The following is a 20,813-nucleotide window of genomic DNA, read 5'->3' on the forward strand; positions in this document are numbered from 1 at the left end:
GGGATATCAGTCACTACCTGATGCATAGGTACAACTGGATACGGCCGCATCAGTTCAATGACGGACTGGCGCCGGCTGTCGCGGAAGAAAAACTTAACGCAGTGTCCGGAATCAGTTGACCACTACATAGAGGCCGGCGACAAACCGGTCGGCCGTAGCCTCCGATGCCTCTTCCGCAATGTACGACCAAATTTCCGCCAGATCGAGTTCGGCTCGATCGGTTAGCTGGAGCGTTCGGCTAATAGCTGCCTCCCTCGGGCAATAACGCTCTCAGGATCGAACTTCTTTACGCGGCCAGCAGCAACGTCCGCCAGACCTCGATCGATCTCGGCCTTGAGATCGGCCAGTTCGCTTAGCATCAGTTGACGCCGGGTTTTCCACTCTCGCAACGCTTCACGCACAACCTCGCTGGTCGATGCGTACTCACCGTCTTCGACAGCCTGCTTGATGGCGCTTGCCATCTCTGGCGGCATGGTTACCGTCAGGCGCTCCAGGGTGGTAGACATGGGAGACTCCCGATTAGACACCGGTTCATACTTTATCATACCGCTAGGGTTCAAGTTCCAGCGGCGTTGCAAGATGGACGCCTGCTAGCAGCCGGCGACCACTTTCGCACGAGCCGCCAAGTCTGCGCACACACAGCGCACCTTTTTCGCGACGCTAGCGCACCCGTCTGCTCACGGTATCTCGTTTTTCTGCGCAGACTGTTATCGCTGCTTGCGCCGAGTGCACTCCCTTTTTGCGCCAAGTAGTTTCGCGTTGCCTCGTTTTATTCACTTCGACTCAACAACCGTGCACACGCTATTTGCACCCTTGTTGTCACGATGTCGCACATGCTGCGCATCGCATTTACACGGGCGTTAACTTTTATTGCATAGCGCGCGTATACCCGTTGAACGGGATTAACTCTGAGCCGCAAAAACAACGAGAAAACAAGGTAAGGCAGGATAGGCCAGCGCCGGTTTTGGGCACCAATTGACGAACGACGATTTCCCAAGCCTAGCCGACACGCTCCTGAGACTTGAGATCATCCAGGTAATCGGCCCACCGTTGCATCATCGCCCGCCGCTCCTTGAGAAATTTCGTACGGTTGCACGCTTTCCCGAGCGTGTCGGGAACCGCATGAGCGAGCTGATGCTCAATCACCTCCGGCTTCTGTTCAAGTTCCTCGTGCAGAATCGTGCGGGCCATCGCGCGGAAACCGTGGCCGGTGATTTCCGTGCGCGTGTCGTAACCCAACCGGCGCAGTGCCGCATTAATCGCTGCGTCGCTCATCGGCCGTTGCGCGGAACGCGCGCCGGGAAAAACGTAACGACCGCCACCGGTCAACGCGTAAAGCTCCCGAAGAATCTGAACAGTCTGAGTCGCCAAAGGCACCAGATGCTCCGTCTGAGTCTTCGTAACGAGGTACCGCCATTCCGCCTTGTCCAGATCGATTTGTGTCCACTCAGCCTTGCGCAACTCCCCCGGATGTACAAACAGCATCGGAGCCAGCTTGAGTGCGCAGAGAACCGGAAACGTCCCTGCAAAGCCGTCGAACGCTCGCAGCATCGCCCCGACCTTTTCCGGTTCCGTGATAGAAGCAAAGTGAATAGTTTGCGCCGGCGGAATCGCTTTGACCAGGTTCCCGGCTGGATCGTCTTTGCAGTAGCCCTCTTTGATCCCATAGCGGAATACACGGCTAATCTCGCTGCGAACCTTATGGGCCGTAAATCGTGCTCCACGGCTGTCGATCCGCTTCAGCACAGACAGAATCTCGGGCGCATCGATCTCGCTGACCGGCCGTTTACCAAGCCAAGGAAAAACGTCTTTCTCGAAGCGAGCCTTGGTCTTCTCCCAAGACCCTGCTGTGACATAAGGCTTGCGCTCATCCAGCCAGCCCTGGGTCGCTACTGCAAACGAATTGGCCGCGGCCATCCGCGCAGCACGCTTTTCGGCCTTCTTCACCTCCCCAGGGTCGAACCCCGCTGCAAGCGCCTTCCGCGCCTCATATCGCCGCTCCCGTGCATCCGCTAACGATACGTATGGATAGATCCCAAGCGCGAGTCGCTTCTCCTTTCCGGCAAAGCGGTACTTCAGCCGCCAATATTTCGAACCGTTTGGAGCAACTTCCAGGTACATCCCCTCGCCATCGGTAAGCCGGTACAGCTTCTCCCGAGGCAACGCTTTGCGAATAGCAATGTTGGTCAGCGGCATGGCGTCACCTTACAGTGCATGGGGGCATTTTTTCTGCGAGGTGTCCAAATTCGTTGGTATCTCACCAACAAATGCCCCCAAGTGCCCCCGGATTCACCCGGAAACCACCAAACCACTATAGAACAAAAAAACCCGCTAAGCCTTACGGCGTAACGGGTTTCAGGATGTCCTCGGAACTCCCAGGACTAAAATTTGGTGCCGGCTGCAGGACTCGAACCCGCCACCTCATGATTACAAGTCAAGCGCTCTACCTGATGAGCTAAGCCGGCATGAGGCCGTGATTCTACTTCATTTCACGATCTTAAGGCGAGCCCTGCCGCCGCCTTTCGACCCGTCGTCGTCCGGTTGCGGCTTGTCCGCGGCGTTGTCAGTGCTGGCATCCAGATCGGTCGGCGCCGTTTCGACCGCGCGCGGCGCGGCGGGCACTTCGGGTTCGTCCGCGGCGTCCGCGCCCGAATCCTGCGCCTCGCCCCCCGCCGATTCGACCGGAAATGCCATGCCCTGGCCGTTTTCGCGCGCGTAGATCGCGAGAATGTTGGCGACCGGCACCTCGATCTTGTGCGACTTGCCCGAGAAGCGCGCGTTGAACTCGATCCACTCGTTGCCCATCTGCAGCTGGCTCGTCGCCTCGAAGCTGATGTTCAGCACGATCTCGTTGTCACGCACGAACTGACGCGGCACACGCGTCTGATTGTCGACCCGCACCGCGATGTGCGGCGTGTAGCCGTTATCCGTGCACCACTCGTAAAGCGCGCGCAGCAGATAAGGCTTCGTGGAAATCTCTTGCATCAACAGTCCTCTTGCGGGCGCGGGCGCGCATCGGAACGATGCGCGCCCGCGCTCCAAAGCCAAACTCAACGACGCATCACCTTTTCCGACGGCGTCAGCGCTTCGATATAAGCCGGGCGGCTGAAAATGCGCTCGGCGTACTTCATCAGCGGCGCAGCGTTCTTCGACAGCTCGATGCCATAGTGATCGAGACGCCACAGCAGCGGCGCGATCGCCACGTCGAGCATCGAGAACTCTTCGCCCAGCATGTACTTGTTCTTCAGGAAGATCGGCGCGAGCTGCGTCAGGCGATCGCGAATCGCGAGGCGCGCCTTCTCGTGATTCTTCTCGGCCGCCTTGCCCTTCTCGTTTTCGAGCGTGCCGACGTGGACGAACAGCTCCTTTTCGAAGTTGAGCAGGAACAGGCGGGCGCGCGCGCGCTGCACCGGGTCGGCCGGCATCAGTTGCGGGTGCGGGAAGCGCTCGTCGATATACTCGTTGATGATGTTCGATTCGTACAGAATCAGGTCCCGTTCGACGAGAATCGGCACTTGACCATACGGATTCATCACGGCGATGTCTTCCGGCTTGTTGAACAGGTCGACGTCGCGGATCTCGAAGTCCATGCCCTTTTCGAACAGCACCAGCCGGCAACGCTGGGAAAACGGGCAAGTAGTGCCGGAATACAGAACCATCATATTTACGTTTCCTCAAAAAGCTGAAGGGCCAGCGCACGGAAAAACCGCTCAGCAGGTTTTTCCTGGCGCCGGCCCCACGCCGTGTAGCGGCGTGATTATTTGATATGTTTCCAGTACGCGGCGTTCAGTCGCCAGGCGAAAAAGCTCAGGATACCGAGGAACAGCAGCACCCACACGCCAAGCTGCTTGCGGGTTTGCTGCGTCGGTTCGGACATCCATGACAGGTACGACACGAGGTCGGCCACAGCAGAATCATAATCTACCGGCGACATCGTCCCCGGAGTCAGTTGCTGGAAGCCGAGGAACTTGTGTACCGTTTCGCCGGTTTTTTCGTCGGTTTCATCGCCGAATTTCGCCGCGCGCTGCCCCTGAAGCTGCCATAGCACGTGAGGCATGCTCACGTTTTCATACACCAGATTGTTCCAGCCGGTCGGCCGCGTATCGTCGCGATAGAAGCTGCGCAGATACGTGTACAGCCAGTCCTTGCCGCGCGCCCGCGCCTCCACCGACAGATCCGGCGGCGTCGCGCCGAACCACGCTTTCGCGTCGTCCGGGCGCATCGCCACCGTCATCGTGTTGCCAACCTTGTCGGTGGTGAACAGCAGGTTCGCCTGAATTTCAGCCGGCGTAATGCCGAGATCGGTCAGGCGGTTGTAGCGCATCAGGTTCGCGCTGTGGCAATTCAGGCAGTAGTTTACAAACAATTGCGCGCCGCGCTGCAAAGAAGCGAAATTGTTCGTGTTGTCCGGCGCGCGGTCGAGCGGGAAATTCTCGTCCGCGTGGGCCGGCGCGGCCAGTAGCGCAAGCAGCGTCGCGCCGATCAGCGCGCACATCGAAAGCAGTTTTTTCATCTTCGTATTCTCCTGGCTCGCGATTAGTGAGGCTTGAACCGCACCCGCTCCGGCGGCTGCTTGAACTTGCCAAGCCGCGTCCAGAACGGCATGCCGAGGAAAAACGCGAAGTAGATCAGCGCGCAGACCTGGGCGATCAGCGTCGAGACCGGCGACGGCGGCCGCGTGCCGAGGAAGCCCAGCGTCAGGAACGCGATCACGAAGATGCCGTAGAACACCTTGTGAAAAAACGGCCGGTAGCGGATCGACTTGACCGGCGACTGGTCGAGCCACGGCAGGAAGAACAGCGAAATCACCGCGCTGCCCATCACCACCACGCCCCAGAACTTCGACTCGGTGAACGCCATCGCGAGAATCACGAGCACCGCGAGCACCGGCAGACCGAGCTTCCACTTGCCGCGCGCGCGCACGAGCGCGAGCAGGCCGAGCAGACCGATCACGATCATCAGCACAATCTTGAACGGGTCCGTGGTGGCGCGCAGCATCGCGTAAAAGGCCGTGAAGTACCACACCGGGGCAATTTCCGGCGGCGTTTGCAGCGGATTCGCGGGAATGAAGTTGTTCGCTTCGAGGAAGTACCCGCCCATTTCCGGCGCGAAGAAAATGATCGCCGCGAAGATCAGCAGGAAAACCGTCACGCCCATGAAGTCGTGCACCGAGTAGTACGGGTGGAACGGAATGCCGTCGAGCGGCACGCCGTCCGGGCCCTTCTTCGCCTTGATCTCGATGCCGTCCGGGTTGTTCGAGCCGACCTCGTGCAGCGCCACGAGGTGCGCGATCACGAGGCCGACCAGCACGAGCGGAATCGCGATCACATGAAACGCGAAGAAGCGGTTCAGCGTGACGTCGGAGACGACATAGTCGCCGCGAATCCACAGCGACAGATCCGGCCCGATGAACGGAATCGCCGAGAACAGGTTCACGATCACCTGCGCGCCCCAGAACGACATCTGGCCCCACGGCAGCAGGTAGCCGAAGAACGCCTCGGCCATCAGGCACAGGAAGATCATGCAGCCGAAAATCCACACGAGCTCGCGCGGTTTGCGGTACGAGCCGTACATGAGCCCGCGGAACATGTGCAGGTACACGACGACGAAGAACATCGACGCGCCCGTCGAATGCATGTAGCGGATCAGCCAGCCCCACGGCACCTCGCGCATGATGTACTCGACCGACGAAAACGCGAGCGTCGCGTCGGGCTTGTAGTTCATCGTGAGGAAGATGCCGGTGACGATCTGGTTGACCAGCACCAGCAACGCAAGCGAACCGAAGAAGTACCAGAAGTTGAAGTTCTTCGGCGCGTAGTACTCGGAAACGTGCTTCTTCCAGGTGGAAGTCATCGGGAAGCGCTGGTCGATCCAACCAGCCAGCCCGGTCGTCTCTACTTCGTGTTCGCTCGCCATTACGCTTCTCCTTTTTCGTCCTTCCCGATCACAAGGGACGTCGCCGACGTGAACATGAAACGCGGGATGTCGAGGTTCTGCGGGGCGGGTTTGTTCTTGAAGACGCGGCCGGCCATGTCGTAGGTCGAGCCGTGGCACGGGCACAGAAAGCCGCCTGGCCAGTCGTCGGGGAGATTGGGCTGCGGGCCCTCCTGGAAGCGCGGCGTCGGCGTGCAGCCCAGATGCGTGCACACGGCGACGGCGACGAGCAGATGCTTGTTCTCGGCGCGCGAACGGAATTCGTTGTTGCAGTAGTCCGGCAGCGGCATCGAGAACGGATTCAGCGAGTGAGGGTCCGCCACCATGTTGTCCGCTTTCTGGACGTCGGCCAGCATGCGGTCCGTGCGGTTGATGACCCACACCGGCTTGCCGCGCCAGGCGACCGTCATCATGTCGCCGGGCTTGAGACTGCTGAAATCGACTTCGACCGGGGCACCCGCTGCCTTGGCCTTTTCGGATGGTGCAAACGAACTAACAAAGGGTACAACAACGGCAACACCTCCTATGCCGCCTGCTACGGTCGTCGCTACCAGCCAGTTACGGCGGCTGCCATCGACGCGTTCCTCTTCTTTGTCTCGCATCACACGCCCCACTTCTGAGTTGGATTTTTCCTTCACGTCGCTTCTACCGCCGCTAGTTTGCGCGAATGGAGTCGCCATTTACAAGGGCCGAGTGCCAAAAACCATGCGAAGCCCTTGATAACTCAGGGTTTGTCCGTACCGATCGCAAACTTTTTCGCACCTCCTTTTAAGTGCCTTCTACGGTATTCGGGCCTTTCACTTTGTTAATGCAATTCGCAATTAAACCGGATTGGGGATATCGATAAAGAGGTGTTCGATATCGAACGATTCGGACAGATGCTTGCCCACCGCCTGCACGCCGAAACGTTCGGTCGCATGGTGGCCGGCCGCGAGAAACGCGACGCCGCTTTCCGCCGCCGCATGCATGACCGACTCCGATACCTCGCCCGTCACGTAGACGTCGGCGCCCGCGTCGATCGCCGCGCCGAACATGCTCTGTGCGGCGCCCGTGCACCAGCCGACGCGGCGCAACTCCATGTCCGGATCGCCGAATACGAGCGGCGCGCGGCCGAGCGTCTGCTCGATCTCGGCAGTGAGGTGCGACAGCGTGATCGGCATCGGCAGCGTGGCAAGCCAGCCGAGATCGTTCTCGCCGAAGCGCGCGTCGCCGATCCAGCCCATCTTCTCGCCGATCTGCGCGTTGTTGCCGAGTTCGGAGTGATCGTCGAGCGGCAGGTGGTAGGCGAACAGGTTCAGGTCGTTGGCGAGCAGCAGCTTCAGGCGCGCATGTTTGCGGCCGGTGATCTGCGGCGCCTCGTTGCGCCAGAAGTAGCCGTGATGCACCAGCACGGCGTCCGCGCCCCACTCGAGCGCGGCCTCGAGGAAGGCCGCCGAGGCGGTCACGCCGGTCGCGAGACGGCTGATCCGGCGCCGTCCTTCGACCTGCAGTCCGTTCGGGCAATAGTCCTTGAAGCGCGCGGTTTCAAGGAGATTGTTCAAGTACAATTCAAGTTCTATCCGATCCATATAGACCTCTAGTCTTCAGATGCTTAGACGCTTCTGGCTGTTATTTGCCCAAGCGGTGACTGTGCTGTTGGCGCTGATGTTCATCATTGCGACCCTCAAACCGCAGTGGCTCCAGCGTCAAGGGCAGTTCGGCAGACAACTCGCCGAACCGATCGTCGCGCTGCGGGAAGTGGCGCCAGGCATCGGCGGCGGCCATGCCGAGGCGTCCTATGCGGATGCCGCGCAAAAAGCGATGCCCGCGGTCGTCAATGTGTTCTCCAGCAAGGATGGCTCACTGCCACCCGACCCGCGCGCGAAAGACCCGCTGTTCCGCTACTTCTTCGGCGACAAAAACAATCGCAAGCAGCCGGAGCAGCCCGCCTCGAATCTCGGCTCAGGCGTGATAGTGAGTTCGGAAGGTTACATTCTAACGAACCAGCACGTCGTCGACGGCGCCGATCAGATCGAAGTCGCGCTCGCCGACGGCCGCACCACCAGCGCGAAGGTGATCGGCGTCGATCCCGAAACCGATCTGGCCGTGCTCAAGATCAACCTGACCAATCTGCCCACCATCACGCTTGGGCGCATGGATCAGACGCACGTCGGCGACGTCGTGCTCGCGATCGGCAATCCGTTCGGCGTCGGCCAGACCGTGACGATGGGCATCGTCAGCGCGCTCGGGCGCAATCACCTCGGCATCAACACGTTCGAAAACTTCATCCAGACCGACGCGGCGATCAACCCCGGCAACTCGGGCGGGGCGCTCGTCGACGTGAACGGCAACCTGCTCGGCATCAATACCGCGATCTATTCGCGCTCGGGCGGCTCGCTCGGCATCGGCTTCGCGATTCCGGTGTCGACCGCGCGCAGCGTGCTCGAAAGCATCATCACGACGGGCTCGGTCACGCGCGGCTGGATCGGCGTCGAGCCGCAGGACGTCACGCCCGAAATCGCCGAGTCGTTCGGGCTCGAGCAGAAGTCGGGCGCGATCGTCGCGGGCGTGCTGAAGAGCGGCCCGGCGGATCGCGCGGGCATCAAGCCCGGTGACATCCTGATGAGCGTGAACAACCAGGAAATCACCGACACCACGCGCCTGCTGAACGTGATCGCGCAGATCAAACCGGGCACGTCGGCGAAAGTGCATCTGGTGCGCAAGGGCCATCCGATCGACCTCGACGTGACGATCGGCAAGCGTCCGCCGCCGCCGAAGCAGGCCGAAGACGATAACGGCGGCGATCAGCCGGATGATGATGGGGGTTGAGAGCCGCCGGGCGTGAGCCTCGCGGACGCGTCGTAAGGTATGGCGAGGTGTGTTGCCGCCAGCAGGCGCCTCGCGCTGGCGCGTAGTGCGAAGACCGCCGGCTAGCCGGATACGCACGTACGAAAGCAAAAGGGCAGTCCATCATGGACTGCCCTTTTGCTTTGCCTGGCCGGGCTTGCTCGCCGCATGCCGGCGCTCAATTCGACGGCGGACTGGCATCCTCCGTCACCGCCGCCGGCTGCTTGCCGACGAACACCCGCGCCGCGATGATGCCCGCTTCGTACAGCACGATCAGCGGCACCGCGAGGATCAGTTGCGAGAACACGTCCGGCGGCGTCACGACGGCCGACACCACGAACGCGCCGACGATCACGTAGGGGCGAATCTCCTTGAGCTTCTTCAGCGTGATGACGTTCATGCGCACGAGCAGCACGACGACGATCGGCACCTCGAACGTCACGCCGAACGCGATGAACATCGTCAGCACGAAGCTCAGGTAATTGTCGATATCGGTCGTCATCTCCGCGCCGAGCGGCGCGTTGTAGTGCGCCATCACGCGAAAGATAGTCGGAAACACGACGAAGTACGCAAACGCCATGCCGCACAGGAACAGCGTGTAACTGCTCGCCACCAGCGGCGCGACCAGCTTCTTCTCGTGCTGATACAAGCCCGGCGCGACGAACGCCCAGATCTGGTACAGCACGACCGGCAGCGCGATCACGAACGCCACCAGCATCGTCACTTTCATCGGCACGAAGAACGAGCCGGTGACGTCGGTGACGATCATCTTGCCGTCCTTCGGCAGGTTCATCATGAGCGGCCGCGCCAGCAGCCGGAAAATGTCCGGCGCCCAGTACACGAGCCCGATGAACACCACGATGACGGCCAGCCCCGCACGGATGATGCGGTCACGCAGTTCGACGAGGTGGGAAATGAAGGTCTCTTCAGCGCCTTCGTTCTGGGATTGCTGGGGGTCGCTCACACCGGCCCTCGGTTAGAGATTGTCGTTCTGATCATCAGAAGAACCGCGTCGGACGACGCAGGCTGGCGGGCGTATGCCGGGCAACGCGCGCGGCACCCGACTGCACGCGCGTGCGGCGCAGGCTTGCGCGCTTGTACCAGGCGGGTGTAGCGCTCTGCTTGACGCGCCAGTTCTTGCGCCTGGGCGCAGCGGCCGGCGTGCTGACCGGCCACGATGTGGTGCCCGAAGCGTTGCTGCCGGCATCTTCGAGCGCACCGCCGGCCATGCCCGGCGACACCGACGTGCCGCTGTTCCACGCTTCGTTCAGTTCGTTCTCGTGCTTGCGCAGATTGTCCTGAACCGCGCTTTCGACATTGCTCGCGGCCTTTTCGAACTCGGTTTTCATGCGCCGTAGTTCGTCCAGCTCGATTTCGCGCGTGACCTCGGCCTTTACGTCATTGATATACCGCTGCGCGCGGCCGAACAGCGCGCCGGCCGTACGAGCGACACGCGGCAGGCGCTCAGGCCCGAGGACGACCAGCGCGACGACGCCGATCAGCGCCATCTTGGTTAGACCGAGGTCCAGCATGAAGTGGAATGTCCGTCAGTAACGCGGGAACGGCAAAAGCGCCGCGGCTTAGCGGTAGTCGCTCGAATGCGGCGTCTTTTCCTTGGCTTCGACGTCCACCGCGCCGTTGCGCGGCAGTTCGCGTTGCTGCTGCGCGTCGTCTGCCGGCGATTCGGCGTCCTTCATGCCTTCCTTGAACCCCTTCACCGCGCCGCCCAGATCGCTGCCGATGTTGCGCAGCTTCTTCGTACCGAACACGAGCGCAACGATCAGCAACACGATCAGCCAATGCCAAATGCTCAACGAACCCATGACTACTCTCCTTAACTTCGGCATCGCCCCGCGATGCGGAAAATTTCGTGCGCCTTGCGGCGCAACCTGAAGCGCGAACGCTTCGTCTCCATCGCGTCTGTACCGCCTTGTCCCCGGCGCCTTGCCCCGGCAAGCGCTCGCGGTTGCAAGGCAGTTGCGATTCACCCGGCGGCACAACCGCTGCCATTCTGGTCAGACGACCGCGTCGGCGTTATTACACTGCGGCAAATACAACGCCCACGCCGATCGCCTTTGCCTCACCCGCCGCGGCCCGTGAGCGCGAAGCATCGCGCACCCCATGAAAGCCGCGCCGCCGCGCCTAGCCCATGCGCTGCCAGGGACGCGGCCCCGCGAGAATATGCGCGTGCAGGTGATACACCTCCTGCCCGCCGCCCGGACCGGTATTGATTACCGTGCGAAAACCCGTTTCGCCGCCGCTGTAGGCGACACCCAGTTGCTCGGCGAGGCGCGCCGTCAAGACAAGCATTCTACCAAGCAGAGGCGCATCGTTTTCGGTGCAGTTCGACAGCGTCGCGATGTGCTTGCGAGGGATGACCAGCACGTGAGTTTCGGCCGCCGGACGGATGTCGCGGAAGGCGACGAACTCGTCGTCTTCATAGACTTTGGTCGACGGGATTTCGCCGGCGGCGATCTTGCAGAAAAGGCAATTCGGATCGTGACTCATCGTATTCCTGACGCGATATGACTGGAGCGCGAAGCACGCGGCAAAATCCGCCCCGAAAGCGGGCCCGATGAACGGGCCGCAAGTCGCTCAGACCCAGCCGCGCGGATTCGCGAACGGCTTGTTATCGTACAGATACAGCCAGCCTTTGATAATACGGTACAACATCCAGATGCTGACGGCCCACAGCACCGGAATGCCGATCACGACGAGCAGCAGCGACGCGCCGATCGCATAGCCGACGAGGCCCATCCAGAACGTGCGGATCTGCCACTGGAAGTGCGCTTCGTACGGTGTGCCGGCCACGTCCGGCCGCTTGATGTAGTTGACGATGACGGCAATCAGAATGGTCAGCCCGCCAGTGAGCCAGTGCACCGCATACAGCGCGTACAGCACGTGCGTAAGCGTGCGCAGGCTGCGCTCGCGCTCAGGCTCCATGGCGTTGCGATAGACCGGCGACGGATAGCTTCCTTGCGACTGTTCCATGCTCGCGTCCTCCGAAGGTGCGTTTACCGCAATATGGGTGCCCGCGCCCGCGACTTCAAGCGCAAGCGCCCGGTTACCGCCTCGTCACGACTGCCGGATTGCCACTCAGTCGCAGCGCAATCGCCACTCAGTCGCCGTTCTGCTCGCGCTCGCGGCTCTTGCGCAGCGCTTTTTCCTCGATGCCCGACAGCCCTTCGCGGCGTTCGAGTTCAGCGAGCACGTCCGCCGGGCTCAGATCGAAATGCGACAGCATCACGAGGCAATGAAACCACAGGTCCGCGACCTCGCCGACCAGCGCCTTCGGCGCGCCGCCGTGGCGCGCGTCTTTCGCGGCTAGCACGACTTCGGTGGCTTCCTCGCCGATCTTCTTCAGCACCGCGTCGTCGCCCTTGTGAAACAGGCGCGACACGTACGAAATGTCCGGATCGCCGCCCTTGCGGCTGTCGATGACCGCCGCGAGACGCAGCAGCGTATCGTTCGTGGAAGCCGAAGCGGGCGACGGGTTTTGCGTGGATTGCGTCATTTGTAGATGTGTTCGGGGTCTTTCAGCACGGGATCGACGGCCTGCCAGTCGCCGTCCGCGACCGAGCCTTCGAATTTCTGGAAAAAGCACGAGTGGCGCCCGGTGTGGCACGCGATGCCCGACACCTGCTCCACCTTGAGCAGCACCACGTCTTCGTCGCAATCGAGCCGCACTTCATGCACGTGCTGCACGTGGCCGGACTCCTCGCCCTTGAACCACAGGCGCTGGCGCGAGCGCGAGAAATACACCGCGCGGCCCGTTTCGACCGTCTTCGCGAGAGCCTCGCGGTTCATCCACGCGAACATCAGCACGTCGTTCGTCGACGCTTCCTGCGCGATCACAGGCACGAGGCCGTTCGCGTCCCACTTGACCTTGTCGAGCCAGTTCACTGCCGAAGAATTCGTCACGTCACAACCTCACCGAAATGCCCTGGTCGGCCATGAAGCGCTTGGCCTCGCCGACCGTGTGTTCACCGTAGTGGAAGATGCTCGCGGCGAGCACCGCGTCCGCGTGGCCGTCCTTGATGCCGTCGGCGAGATGCTGCAGATTGCCGACGCCGCCCGAGGCGATCACCGGCACCGGCACCGCGTCCGACACCGCGCGCGTGAGCGCGAGGTCGAAGCCGCTCTTGGTGCCGTCGCGATCCATGCTGGTCAGCAGGATTTCGCCCGCGCCGAGTTCGGCCATTTTGCGCGCCCATTCGACCGCTTCGAGACCGGTCGCCTTGCGCCCGCCATGCGTGAACACTTCCCAGCGCGGCGGCTCGCCGTCGGCGGACACGCGCTTTGCGTCGATCGCGACGACGATGCACTGCGAGCCGTACTTGTCGGTGGCCTCTTTCACGAGTTGCGGATTCGCAACCGCCGACGAGTTCATGCTGATCTTGTCGGCCCCCGCGTTGAGCAGGCGCCGCACGTCCTCGACCGCGCGCACGCCGCCGCCGACCGTCAGCGGAATGAACACCTGCGAGGCGACCGCCTCGATGATCGGCAGGATCAGGTCGCGCTGATCCGAAGTCGCGGTGATGTCGAGGAACGTGAGTTCGTCGGCGCCCTGGTCGTCGTAACGGCGCGCGATTTCGACAGGGTCGCCGGCGTCGCGCAGTTCGACGAAGTTGACGCCCTTGACCACGCGGCCCGCGGTAACGTCGAGACAGGGAATGATGCGTTTAGCTAGAGCCATGATCGTGCAATTCTGCCAATACCGCTGATGAGGCCGCTCGCTCGTGGAGCAAGCGGCACGGTGCCGGCGCGACCTGTTGCGTCGCGCCGCGAGTGGAATGCCGGCAGGAAGCCGGCAAGGTTCCGGGTGCGGAAGCGGGAGCGGGCGGCGCGCGCTGCCGGCACGCGCTTAGGCGTCGTCCGCTTCGCGCAGCTTGTCCGCGAGCGTTTGCGCCGCCGCGAAGTCGAGATCGCCCGAATAGATCGCGCGGCCGCAAATTACGCCTTCGATGCCCTCGCCCTCGACTTCGCACAGCGATTCGATGTCCGCGAGATTCGACAGGCCGCCGCTCGCGATCACCGGAATCTTCACCGCGCGCGCGAGGCGCACGGTCGCTTCGATGTTGATGCCTTGCAGCATGCCGTCGCGGCCGATGTCGGTGTAGATGATGGACTCGCAGCCGTAGTCCTCGAACTTGCGCGCGAGGTCGGCCACTTCGTGGCCGGTCAGCTTGCTCCAGCCGTCGGTGGCAACCTTGCCGTCCTTCGCGTCGAGCCCAACGATGATGTGGCCGCCGAACGCGGTGCACGCATCCTGCAGAAAGCCCGGGTTCTTCACCGCCGCCGTGCCGATGATCACATACGACAGGCCGTCGTCGAGATAGCGCTCGATCGTGTTCAGGTCGCGAATGCCGCCGCCCAGTTGCACCGGAATCTCGCCGCCCACTTCCTCGATGATCGCCCGGATCGCATCGCCGTTCTTCGGCTTGCCGGCGAATGCACCATTCAGGTCGACCAGATGCAGACGACGCGCGCCGCGGTCGACCCAATGTCGGGCCATTGCCGCCGGTTCCTCGGAAAAAATCGTCGCCTGGTCCATATCGCCCTGTTTGAGGCGTACACACTGACCATCTTTCAGGTCGATGGCGGGAATCAGCAGCATAGCAATCGGGTGTTGTTTGGGAGTGGGTTGAAGGTCGGCGGCAGCGGCTGAATAGACAGCCCGCCGCAGCGCCGTTTCGCTAGTTTAGTACAACTCTTTCGGCGCTCCAGCGGGGCACCGGTCAGATACGGGACCGCGGCACCGCGCGCCCTGCGCGCGGCAACGGGATAAAGAAAGGCGTTCACGGGTTCCAGTGCACGAAGTTGCGATACACGCGCAAGCCCGCTTCGGCGCTCTTTTCAGGATGAAATTGGGTGGCGAAGATGTTATCCCGCGCTACCGCCGAGGTAAAGGGCACGCCGTAGACCGTCTCGCCCGACGTATGCGCGGAATTGTCCGGCACGACGTAGTAGCTGTGCACGAAGTAGAAGAACGCGTTGTCGGCGACGCCGTCCCACAGCGGATGCGGCTGCGCCTGGTGCACACGGTTCCAGCCCATCTGCGGGACCTTGAAGCGCGAGCCGTCGTCCTGCACCTGGCCTTCGAGTTCGAAGCGCACCACCTTGCCGGGCAGCAGCCCGAGCCCTCGCGTATCGCCCTCGGCGCTCCAGTCGAACAGCATCTGCTCGCCGACGCACACGCCCATCAGCGGCTTGCCGCGCGACGCCTCGACGACCGCTTCCTGCAGGCCGGACTCGCCGAGACTGCGCATGCAGTCGGGCATCGCGCCCTGGCCCGGCAGCACCACGCGGTCGGCCGCGCGAATCGCCTCGGGACGATCGACGATCGCCACGTCCGCTTCCGGCGCGGCCTTGCGCAATGCCTGGGCCACCGAGCGCAGGTTGCCCATTCCGTAATCCACAATCGCTATCGAAGTTTTCATTTCAAGTTTGGCCGCCCTGCCTTCAAGCGATCGGCGCGGCTGCGCGGCGTCGAACGACATACCGGCTCGCGCGCTCCTGCCCGATGAATCGCTTGAGGAAATCGCTCGAAGGTGAATGGCCTAAAGACGTTGGAGGCGATGAAACCTGTTAGAGGCTGCCCTTGGTCGACGGAATCTGCCCTGCCGCGCGTTCGTCGAGCTCGACGGCCATGCGCAGCGCGCGGCCGAATGCCTTGAACACCGTTTCGAGCTGATGATGCGCGTTGATGCCGCGCAGATTGTCGATGTGCAGCGTCACGCCGGCATGGTTCACGAAGCCGCGGAAGAATTCGATCGACAGATCGACGTCGAACGTGCCGATGCGCGCCCGCGTGAACGGCACATGAAATTCGAGGCCCGGACGGCCGGAAAAATCGATCACGACACGCGACAGCGCTTCGTCGAGCGGCACGTAGGAATGACCGTAGCGGCGGATGCCCTTGCGGTCGCCGATCGCCTTCGCGACGGCCTGACCCAATGTGATGCCGGTGTCTTCGACCGTATGGTGGTCGTCGATATGCAGGTCGCCATGCGCCTCGATCTCGAGGTCGAACAGACCGTGGCGCGCGATCTGGTCGAGCATGTGGTCCAGAAACGGCACGCCGGTGGCCAGCTTCTGCTGACCGGTGCCGTCCAGATTGATCTTCACACGGATCTGCGTTTCGCTGGTGTTGCGAACGACTTCCGCAAGGCGCATGGTAATTCCTCGAATCTCGCTAGAAAGCGCTAATGATGTGGGGTGGAAAAAAGGCGAGCCTAGCTGCCGGTCAGCGCAGCACGAGCTTCAGTCCGGCGAGCAACTGGGCGTTTTCCTCGGGAGACCCGACGGTCAAACGCACGCAATTCGCCAGCAATGCATGCATTTTACTCACGTTTTTGATCAGAACCCGCGCCGTGAGCAGCGTTTCGAACAGCACGGACGCATCGGGCACGCGCACGAGCAGGAAGTTGCCCGCGCTCGGGAACACTTCGGCGCCCGGCAGCGCGGCCACTGCCTGCGCGAGTTTCGCGCGCTCTTCGCGCAATTGCGCGGCCTGTGCATCGAGCACACCGACGTGATCGAGCAGGAAACCGGCGGCGGCTTGCGTCAGCACGTTGATGTTGTACGGCGGGCGCACCTTGTCGAATTCGGTCAGCCACGCGGGCTTGCCGACCAGATAGCCGAGGCGGATACCCGCGAGACCGAGCTTCGACACCGTGCGCATCACGACGACGTTGTCGAACTGGTCGGCACGCGGCAGCCAGCTTTTCTGCGCGAACGGCTGATACGCCTCGTCGATCACGACGAGGCTGCCCTGCGCCGCGGCGATGATGCGCTCCATGTCGGCGTCATCGAAAAGCGTGCCGGTCGGGTTGTTCGGATACGCGAGATAGACCACCGCCGGCTTATGCTCGGCAAGCGCCGCGAGCATCGCGTCGGTGTCGAGCGTGAAATCAGGCTTGAGCGGCACGCCGACGAATTCGAGATTCGCCAGCTTCGCCGACATCTGATACATGACGAAACCGGGCACCGGCGCGAGCACCTTCGCGCCGGGCCGCGCGCACGCGACCGAGATGATGCTGATGATTTCATCCGAGCCGTTGCCGAGCAGCACATCGCAGCCGGCCGGCACGCCCATCACGTGACGGATGCGCTCGATCAGCGCTTCCGGGCGCGGTGCCGGATAGCGGTTCAGCGCGACGCCGGCGAGATGCGCGCCGAGATGCGCGGCCAGTTCCGGCGGCAGCGGAAACGGATTTTCCATGGCGTCGAGCTTGATGAAGCCGGTCGCGTCCGGAACCGGGTAGCTCGTCATTGCGAGCACGTCGCTGCGGATGAGGTCGTGAGGTGTCGTCATAGTTCGTGGCCCGGGCCGTGGGGAAATGCCGGCCCGGCATCGGCGGCGCAGGGCCGCGCTGGTTGGTCTCTATTGTCGTTATTGAACGCTTGAGTGCGGGCGATCCGTCGCTGGGCGCGGTGGGTTGGCACCGGAAACAACGGGAGCATCGGCAAGGATCGCCGGGACTCGACAGCGGGCCCCGCTTCGTGCGGCTGCCGCCCTGCCTCTTGCCGTTGCTTCCGCGCCTGCCGCCTTGGGATCAGCTTTGCCGCGCGCCGCCGTTGTCTGTCATCCGCCTCAGCCGCGTTCGTTGTTGTTGTGCCGCATCCGGTATTCGGCGCTGCGCGCATGCGCTTGCAGGCCTTCGCCGTAGGCGAGTTCGGCGGCGATCTCGCCGAGCGTCTGCGCGCCTTCCGCGCTGACTTCGATCAGGCTCGAACGCTTGAAGAAATCATAAACGCCGAGCGGCGACGAGAACCGCGCGGTGCGCGAGGTCGGCAACACGTGGTTCGGCCCCGCGCAGTAGTCGCCGAGGCTCTCGCTCGTGTAGCGGCCAAGGAAGATCGCGCCCGCGTGGCGAATCTGCTGCGCCCATTGATGCGGCTCCAGCGCCGAGATTTCGAGGTGCTCGGGCGCGATATCGTTGGCGATCGCGCAGGCTTCGGCCATATCGCGCACCTTGATCAGCGCGCCGCGATTTTCGAGCGACGTGCGGATCACTTCGTGGCGCGGCATGGCCGGCAGCAGTTCGTCGATCGCTTCCTTCACACGCGCGATGAACGCGTCGTCCGGGCACAGCAGGATCGACTGCGCGAGTTCGTCGTGCTCGGCTTGCGAGAACAGGTCCATCGCGACCCAGCGCGGGTCCGTCGTACCGTCGCACAGCACGAGAATTTCCGAGGGCCCCGCGATCATGTCGATGCCGACCGTGCCGAACACGCGCCGCTTCGCCGAGGCGACGTACGCGTTGCCGGGGCCGCAGATCTTGTCGACCGCAGGCACCGTCTGCGTGCCGTACGCGAGCGCGCCGACCGCCTGCGCGCCGCCGATCGTGAACACGCGATCGACGCCGCCGAGCAGCGCTGCCGCCAGCACGAGCGGATTCTTCACGCCGTCCGGCGTCGGCACGACCATGACGATTTCGCGCACGCCGGCCACGCGGGCCGGAATCGCGTTCATCAGCACCGACGACGGATACGCCGCCTTGCCGCCCGGCACGTAGATGCCCGCGCGATCGAGCGGCGTAACCTTCTGGCCGAGCACCGTGCCGTCGGCCTCGGTGTACTGCCAGCTATGGCTGCCGCACTCGATCCTCTGCTTCTCGTGATAGCCGCGCACGCGCGCCGCCGCCGCTTCGAGCGACGCGCGCCGCTTCGGTTCGAGGCTTTCGAGCGCCGCTTCGAGCTCCGACATCGGCAGTTCGAGCGCGGCCACGCTCTGCGCATCGAGCCGGTCGAAACGGTTCGTGTACTCGAGCACCGCCTCGTCGCCGCGCGCCTTCACGTCGTTCAGAATCTGCGCGACCGAGCGCTCGATGGCGTCGTCTTCGCTCGCCTCGAACGCGAGCACCGCATGCAGCGACTTCTGGAAGTCGGGCGCGGTGGAATCGAGTTTGCGAATCTTGGTAGACATACAGGTATCCGTTTCGGTAAGGCGCTCGGTCGCAGCGTAGTCAGAGTGCCGGGCAGAGTACCAGCGCCGGGTGCCGACGCTCAGGCCGCCGGGGCGCCGGCTTTCGACGATGCCTTGGCAAACGCGTCGAGAATCGGCCGCAATGCGGCGCGTTTGAGCTTCAGCGCCGCCTGGTTCACGACGAGGCGCGACGAAATCTGCATGATCTCTTCCACCTCGACAAGATTGTTCGCGCGCAGCGTATTGCCTGAGCTGACCAGGTCGACGATCGCGTCGGCGAGGCCGACCAGAGGCGCCAGTTCCATCGAACCGTACAGCTTGATCAGGTCGACGTGCACGCCCTTGGCGGCAAAATGCTCACGTGCGGTTTCCACGTACTTGGTCGCGACACGCAGACGCGCGCCCTGACGCACCACGCTCGCGTAATCGAAACCGGCCGCGACCGCGACCGACATGCGGCAACGCGCGATGTCGAGATCGATCGGCTGATACAGGCCGCTGCCGCCATGTTCGAGCAGCACGTCCTTGCCGGCCACGCCGAAGTCGGCCGCGCCGTACTCGACATAGGTCGGCACGTCGGTCGCGCGCACGATGATGACGCGCAGGTTCGCGTCGGTGGTCGGCAGGATCAGCTTGCGCGAGGTGTCCGGGTCTTCCGCGACTTCGATGCCGGCCGCCGCGAGCAACGGCAGCGTTTCCTCGAAGATACGCCCTTTCGACAACGCGAGCGTGAGCGGCGCGCTCACGGCCGGCGACGACGACGTTTGCGGCATCGAACTCATGCTGCGCTCCCGGACACGCGGCGCACCTTCGCGCCGATTGCGTTGAGCTTCGCTTCCATGCGGTCGTAGCCGCGATCGAGGTGATAGATGCGGTCGATCAGCGTCTCGCCCTCGGCGCGCAGCGCGGCGATCACGAGACTCGCGGACGCGCGCAGATCGGTCGCCATCACCTTCGCGCCGGACAGCTTCGCGACGCCGTTCACGAGCGCGGTGTTGCCGTCGATCGTGATGCTGGCGCCGAGGCGGTTCAGCTCCTGCACGTGCATGAAGCGGTTCTCGAAGATCGTCTCGACGACCTGCGAGGTGCCGTCGGCGATCGCGTTGAGCGCCATGAACTGCGCCTGCATGTCAGTCGGAAACGCCGGGTATTCGGACGTGCGGAACGTAACCGCGCTCGGGCGCCGGTCCATGCGCACGCGCATCCAGTCGTCACCTTCCTCGACCGTGACGCCCGCTTCGCGCAGCTTCTCGGTAACGGCTTCGAGCAGCAGCGGACGCATCTTGCGCAGCGTGACGTCGCCGCCGGCCGCCGCGACCGCGCACAGGAACGTGCCCGCTTCGATGCGGTCCGGAATCACCGCGTGCTGCGCGCCGTGCAGCTTGTCGACGCCCTGGATCACGAGACGGTCGGTGCCGATGCCCTCGATCTTCGCGCCCATCGCGACAAGCAGATGCGCGAGGTCGACCACTTCGGGTTCGCGCGCGGCATTCTCGATGACCGTCTCGCCTTCGGCGAGCACCGCCGCCATCAGCAGGTTCTCGGTGCCGGTCACGGTAATCATGTCGGTGACGATGCGCGCGCCCTTCAGACGCTTCGCACGCGCTTCGATGAAGCCATGCTCGATCGTGATCTCGGCGCCCATCGCCTGCAGGCCCTTGATGTGCTGGTCGACCGGCCGCGCGCCGATCGCGCAGCCGCCCGGCAGCGACACGCGCGCATGACCGAAGCGCGCGACGAGCGGACCGAGCACGAGGATCGACGCACGCATCGTCTTCACCATCTCGTACGGCGCGACGAGGTTGTCGACCTTCGACGCGTCGAGCGCCACGCGGCCCTCGCCCGCCTCGATACGCACGCCCATCTGGCCGAGCAGCTTGAGCATCGTGCGCACGTCCTGCAGATCGGGCACGTTCTCCAGATGCACCGGCTCGGCGCTCAGGAGACCCGCGCACAGGATCGGCAATGCCGCGTTCTTCGCCCCCGAGACGACAACTTCACCGGAGAGCGGGTGACCACCTTCAATGACGAGTTTATCCATGCCTGTCGGCTCCTGATCGGCCCGGTTCGCACCCGGACCTGCCTTGACTGTGTTCGGCGCGCCGCTCGCGGCGTCGCGCCC

The 20,813-nt window shown here is 63.2% G+C and carries 24 protein-coding genes and 1 tRNA gene; 1 reads left to right on the forward strand and 24 read right to left on the reverse strand.

The window, feature by feature from the left end:
* Positions 1-221: 221 nt before the first annotated feature.
* The 9 genes from G3N58_RS27730 to G3N58_RS27770 form a co-directional block, all read right to left on the reverse strand.
* Positions 222-506 carry a ribbon-helix-helix protein, CopG family gene (locus G3N58_RS27730; protein WP_240159127.1) on the reverse strand — a complete coding sequence of 95 codons (285 nt, stop codon included), beginning with the start codon at positions 504-506 and terminating at the stop codon, positions 222-224.
* A 493-nt stretch (positions 507-999) separates the two neighbouring features.
* Positions 1,000-2,196, reverse strand: coding sequence for an integrase arm-type DNA-binding domain-containing protein (locus tag G3N58_RS27735; RefSeq protein ID WP_206000809.1), 1,197 nt, complete (start codon positions 2,194-2,196; stop codon positions 1,000-1,002).
* Positions 2,197-2,389: 193 nt separating this feature from the next.
* Positions 2,390-2,465: transfer RNA gene (locus G3N58_RS27740), tRNA-Thr, on the reverse strand.
* 19 nt (positions 2,466-2,484) lie between these two features.
* On the reverse strand, positions 2,485-2,985 hold the full coding sequence (locus G3N58_RS27745; RefSeq protein ID WP_206000810.1) for a ClpXP protease specificity-enhancing factor: 501 nt from the start codon (positions 2,983-2,985) through the stop codon (positions 2,485-2,487).
* A gap of 65 nt (positions 2,986-3,050) precedes the next feature.
* Positions 3,051-3,662: a glutathione S-transferase N-terminal domain-containing protein gene (locus G3N58_RS27750; protein WP_006052302.1), complete on the reverse strand. Its 612-nt coding sequence runs from the start codon at positions 3,660-3,662 to the stop codon at positions 3,051-3,053.
* Positions 3,663-3,757: 95 nt separating this feature from the next.
* Positions 3,758-4,513, reverse strand: coding sequence for a cytochrome c1 (locus tag G3N58_RS27755; RefSeq protein ID WP_167284137.1), 756 nt, complete (start codon positions 4,511-4,513; stop codon positions 3,758-3,760).
* Positions 4,514-4,536: 23 nt separating this feature from the next.
* On the reverse strand, positions 4,537-5,916 hold the full coding sequence (locus G3N58_RS27760) for a cytochrome bc complex cytochrome b subunit (RefSeq protein ID WP_167045632.1): 1,380 nt from the start codon (positions 5,914-5,916) through the stop codon (positions 4,537-4,539).
* A complete protein-coding gene (gene petA, locus G3N58_RS27765; RefSeq protein WP_167045869.1) occupies positions 5,916-6,536 on the reverse strand; it encodes a ubiquinol-cytochrome c reductase iron-sulfur subunit in 621 nt (206 codons plus the stop codon). The genes G3N58_RS27760 and petA overlap by 1 nt, the downstream gene beginning before the upstream one ends.
* A gap of 219 nt (positions 6,537-6,755) precedes the next feature.
* The gene (locus tag G3N58_RS27770) at positions 6,756-7,502 is read right to left on the reverse strand and encodes a Nif3-like dinuclear metal center hexameric protein (protein WP_167045629.1); all 747 of its coding nucleotides are present in this window, start codon (positions 7,500-7,502) and stop codon (positions 6,756-6,758) included.
* Between the two features lie 19 nt (positions 7,503-7,521).
* Between G3N58_RS27770 and G3N58_RS27775 the strand changes: the two genes are divergently transcribed.
* Positions 7,522-8,742 (forward strand): Do family serine endopeptidase, encoded by a 1,221-nt coding sequence (locus G3N58_RS27775; RefSeq protein WP_167045614.1) that lies wholly within the window; start codon positions 7,522-7,524, stop codon positions 8,740-8,742.
* 196 nt (positions 8,743-8,938) lie between these two features.
* On the opposite strand, the gene tatC is transcribed toward G3N58_RS27775, so the two are convergent.
* The 15 genes from tatC to murA all read right to left on the reverse strand — a co-directional run bounded on the left by tatC (position 8,939) and on the right by murA (position 20,732).
* Positions 8,939-9,724, reverse strand: coding sequence for a twin-arginine translocase subunit TatC (gene tatC, locus G3N58_RS27780; RefSeq protein ID WP_167045611.1), 786 nt, complete (start codon positions 9,722-9,724; stop codon positions 8,939-8,941).
* 34 nt (positions 9,725-9,758) lie between these two features.
* On the reverse strand, positions 9,759-10,292 hold the full coding sequence (tatB, locus tag G3N58_RS27785) for a Sec-independent protein translocase protein TatB (RefSeq protein ID WP_167045608.1): 534 nt from the start codon (positions 10,290-10,292) through the stop codon (positions 9,759-9,761).
* Between the two features lie 48 nt (positions 10,293-10,340).
* Positions 10,341-10,583 (reverse strand): Sec-independent protein translocase subunit TatA, encoded by a 243-nt coding sequence (tatA, locus tag G3N58_RS27790; RefSeq protein ID WP_167045605.1) that lies wholly within the window; start codon positions 10,581-10,583, stop codon positions 10,341-10,343.
* A gap of 319 nt (positions 10,584-10,902) precedes the next feature.
* On the reverse strand, positions 10,903-11,268 hold the full coding sequence (locus G3N58_RS27795) for a histidine triad nucleotide-binding protein (RefSeq protein WP_167284135.1): 366 nt from the start codon (positions 11,266-11,268) through the stop codon (positions 10,903-10,905).
* An 87-nt stretch (positions 11,269-11,355) separates the two neighbouring features.
* Positions 11,356-11,751, reverse strand: coding sequence for a hypothetical protein (locus G3N58_RS27800; protein ID WP_167284134.1), 396 nt, complete (start codon positions 11,749-11,751; stop codon positions 11,356-11,358).
* 127 nt (positions 11,752-11,878) lie between these two features.
* Positions 11,879-12,274, reverse strand: a complete 396-nt coding sequence (locus G3N58_RS27805; protein ID WP_167284133.1) for a phosphoribosyl-ATP diphosphatase — start codon at positions 12,272-12,274, stop codon at positions 11,879-11,881.
* On the reverse strand, positions 12,271-12,681 hold the full coding sequence (gene hisI / locus G3N58_RS27810) for a phosphoribosyl-AMP cyclohydrolase (RefSeq protein WP_167045593.1): 411 nt from the start codon (positions 12,679-12,681) through the stop codon (positions 12,271-12,273). Before hisI ends, G3N58_RS27805 begins: the two co-directional genes overlap by 4 nt.
* 1 nt (position 12,682) lies before the next feature.
* On the reverse strand, positions 12,683-13,456 hold the full coding sequence (hisF, locus tag G3N58_RS27815) for an imidazole glycerol phosphate synthase subunit HisF (RefSeq protein ID WP_167045590.1): 774 nt from the start codon (positions 13,454-13,456) through the stop codon (positions 12,683-12,685).
* Between the two features lie 168 nt (positions 13,457-13,624).
* Positions 13,625-14,377, reverse strand: a complete 753-nt coding sequence (gene hisA, locus G3N58_RS27820) for a 1-(5-phosphoribosyl)-5-[(5-phosphoribosylamino)methylideneamino]imidazole-4-carboxamide isomerase (RefSeq protein WP_008918717.1) — start codon at positions 14,375-14,377, stop codon at positions 13,625-13,627.
* A 181-nt stretch (positions 14,378-14,558) separates the two neighbouring features.
* Positions 14,559-15,200 carry an imidazole glycerol phosphate synthase subunit HisH gene (gene hisH, locus G3N58_RS27825; protein WP_167045588.1) on the reverse strand — a complete coding sequence of 214 codons (642 nt, stop codon included), beginning with the start codon at positions 15,198-15,200 and terminating at the stop codon, positions 14,559-14,561.
* A 148-nt stretch (positions 15,201-15,348) separates the two neighbouring features.
* Entirely contained in the window at positions 15,349-15,936 is a 588-nt protein-coding gene (hisB, locus tag G3N58_RS27830) for an imidazoleglycerol-phosphate dehydratase HisB (protein WP_013090696.1), read from the reverse strand.
* Positions 15,937-16,006: 70 nt separating this feature from the next.
* The gene (gene hisC / locus G3N58_RS27835; protein WP_206000811.1) at positions 16,007-17,077 is read right to left on the reverse strand and encodes a histidinol-phosphate transaminase; all 1,071 of its coding nucleotides are present in this window, start codon (positions 17,075-17,077) and stop codon (positions 16,007-16,009) included.
* A 279-nt stretch (positions 17,078-17,356) separates the two neighbouring features.
* Positions 17,357-18,691 (reverse strand): histidinol dehydrogenase, encoded by a 1,335-nt coding sequence (gene hisD / locus G3N58_RS27840; RefSeq protein WP_167284130.1) that lies wholly within the window; start codon positions 18,689-18,691, stop codon positions 17,357-17,359.
* Positions 18,692-18,771: 80 nt separating this feature from the next.
* Positions 18,772-19,473, reverse strand: coding sequence for an ATP phosphoribosyltransferase (hisG, locus tag G3N58_RS27845; RefSeq protein WP_206000812.1), 702 nt, complete (start codon positions 19,471-19,473; stop codon positions 18,772-18,774).
* The gene (gene murA / locus G3N58_RS27850) at positions 19,470-20,732 is read right to left on the reverse strand and encodes a UDP-N-acetylglucosamine 1-carboxyvinyltransferase (protein WP_167284175.1); all 1,263 of its coding nucleotides are present in this window, start codon (positions 20,730-20,732) and stop codon (positions 19,470-19,472) included. The genes hisG and murA overlap by 4 nt, the downstream gene beginning before the upstream one ends.
* Positions 20,733-20,813: the final 81 nt, after the last annotated feature.

It is taken from the genome of Paraburkholderia sp. Ac-20342 (genome assembly GCF_017104985.1).
Lineage (GTDB): Bacteria > Pseudomonadota > Gammaproteobacteria > Burkholderiales > Burkholderiaceae > Paraburkholderia.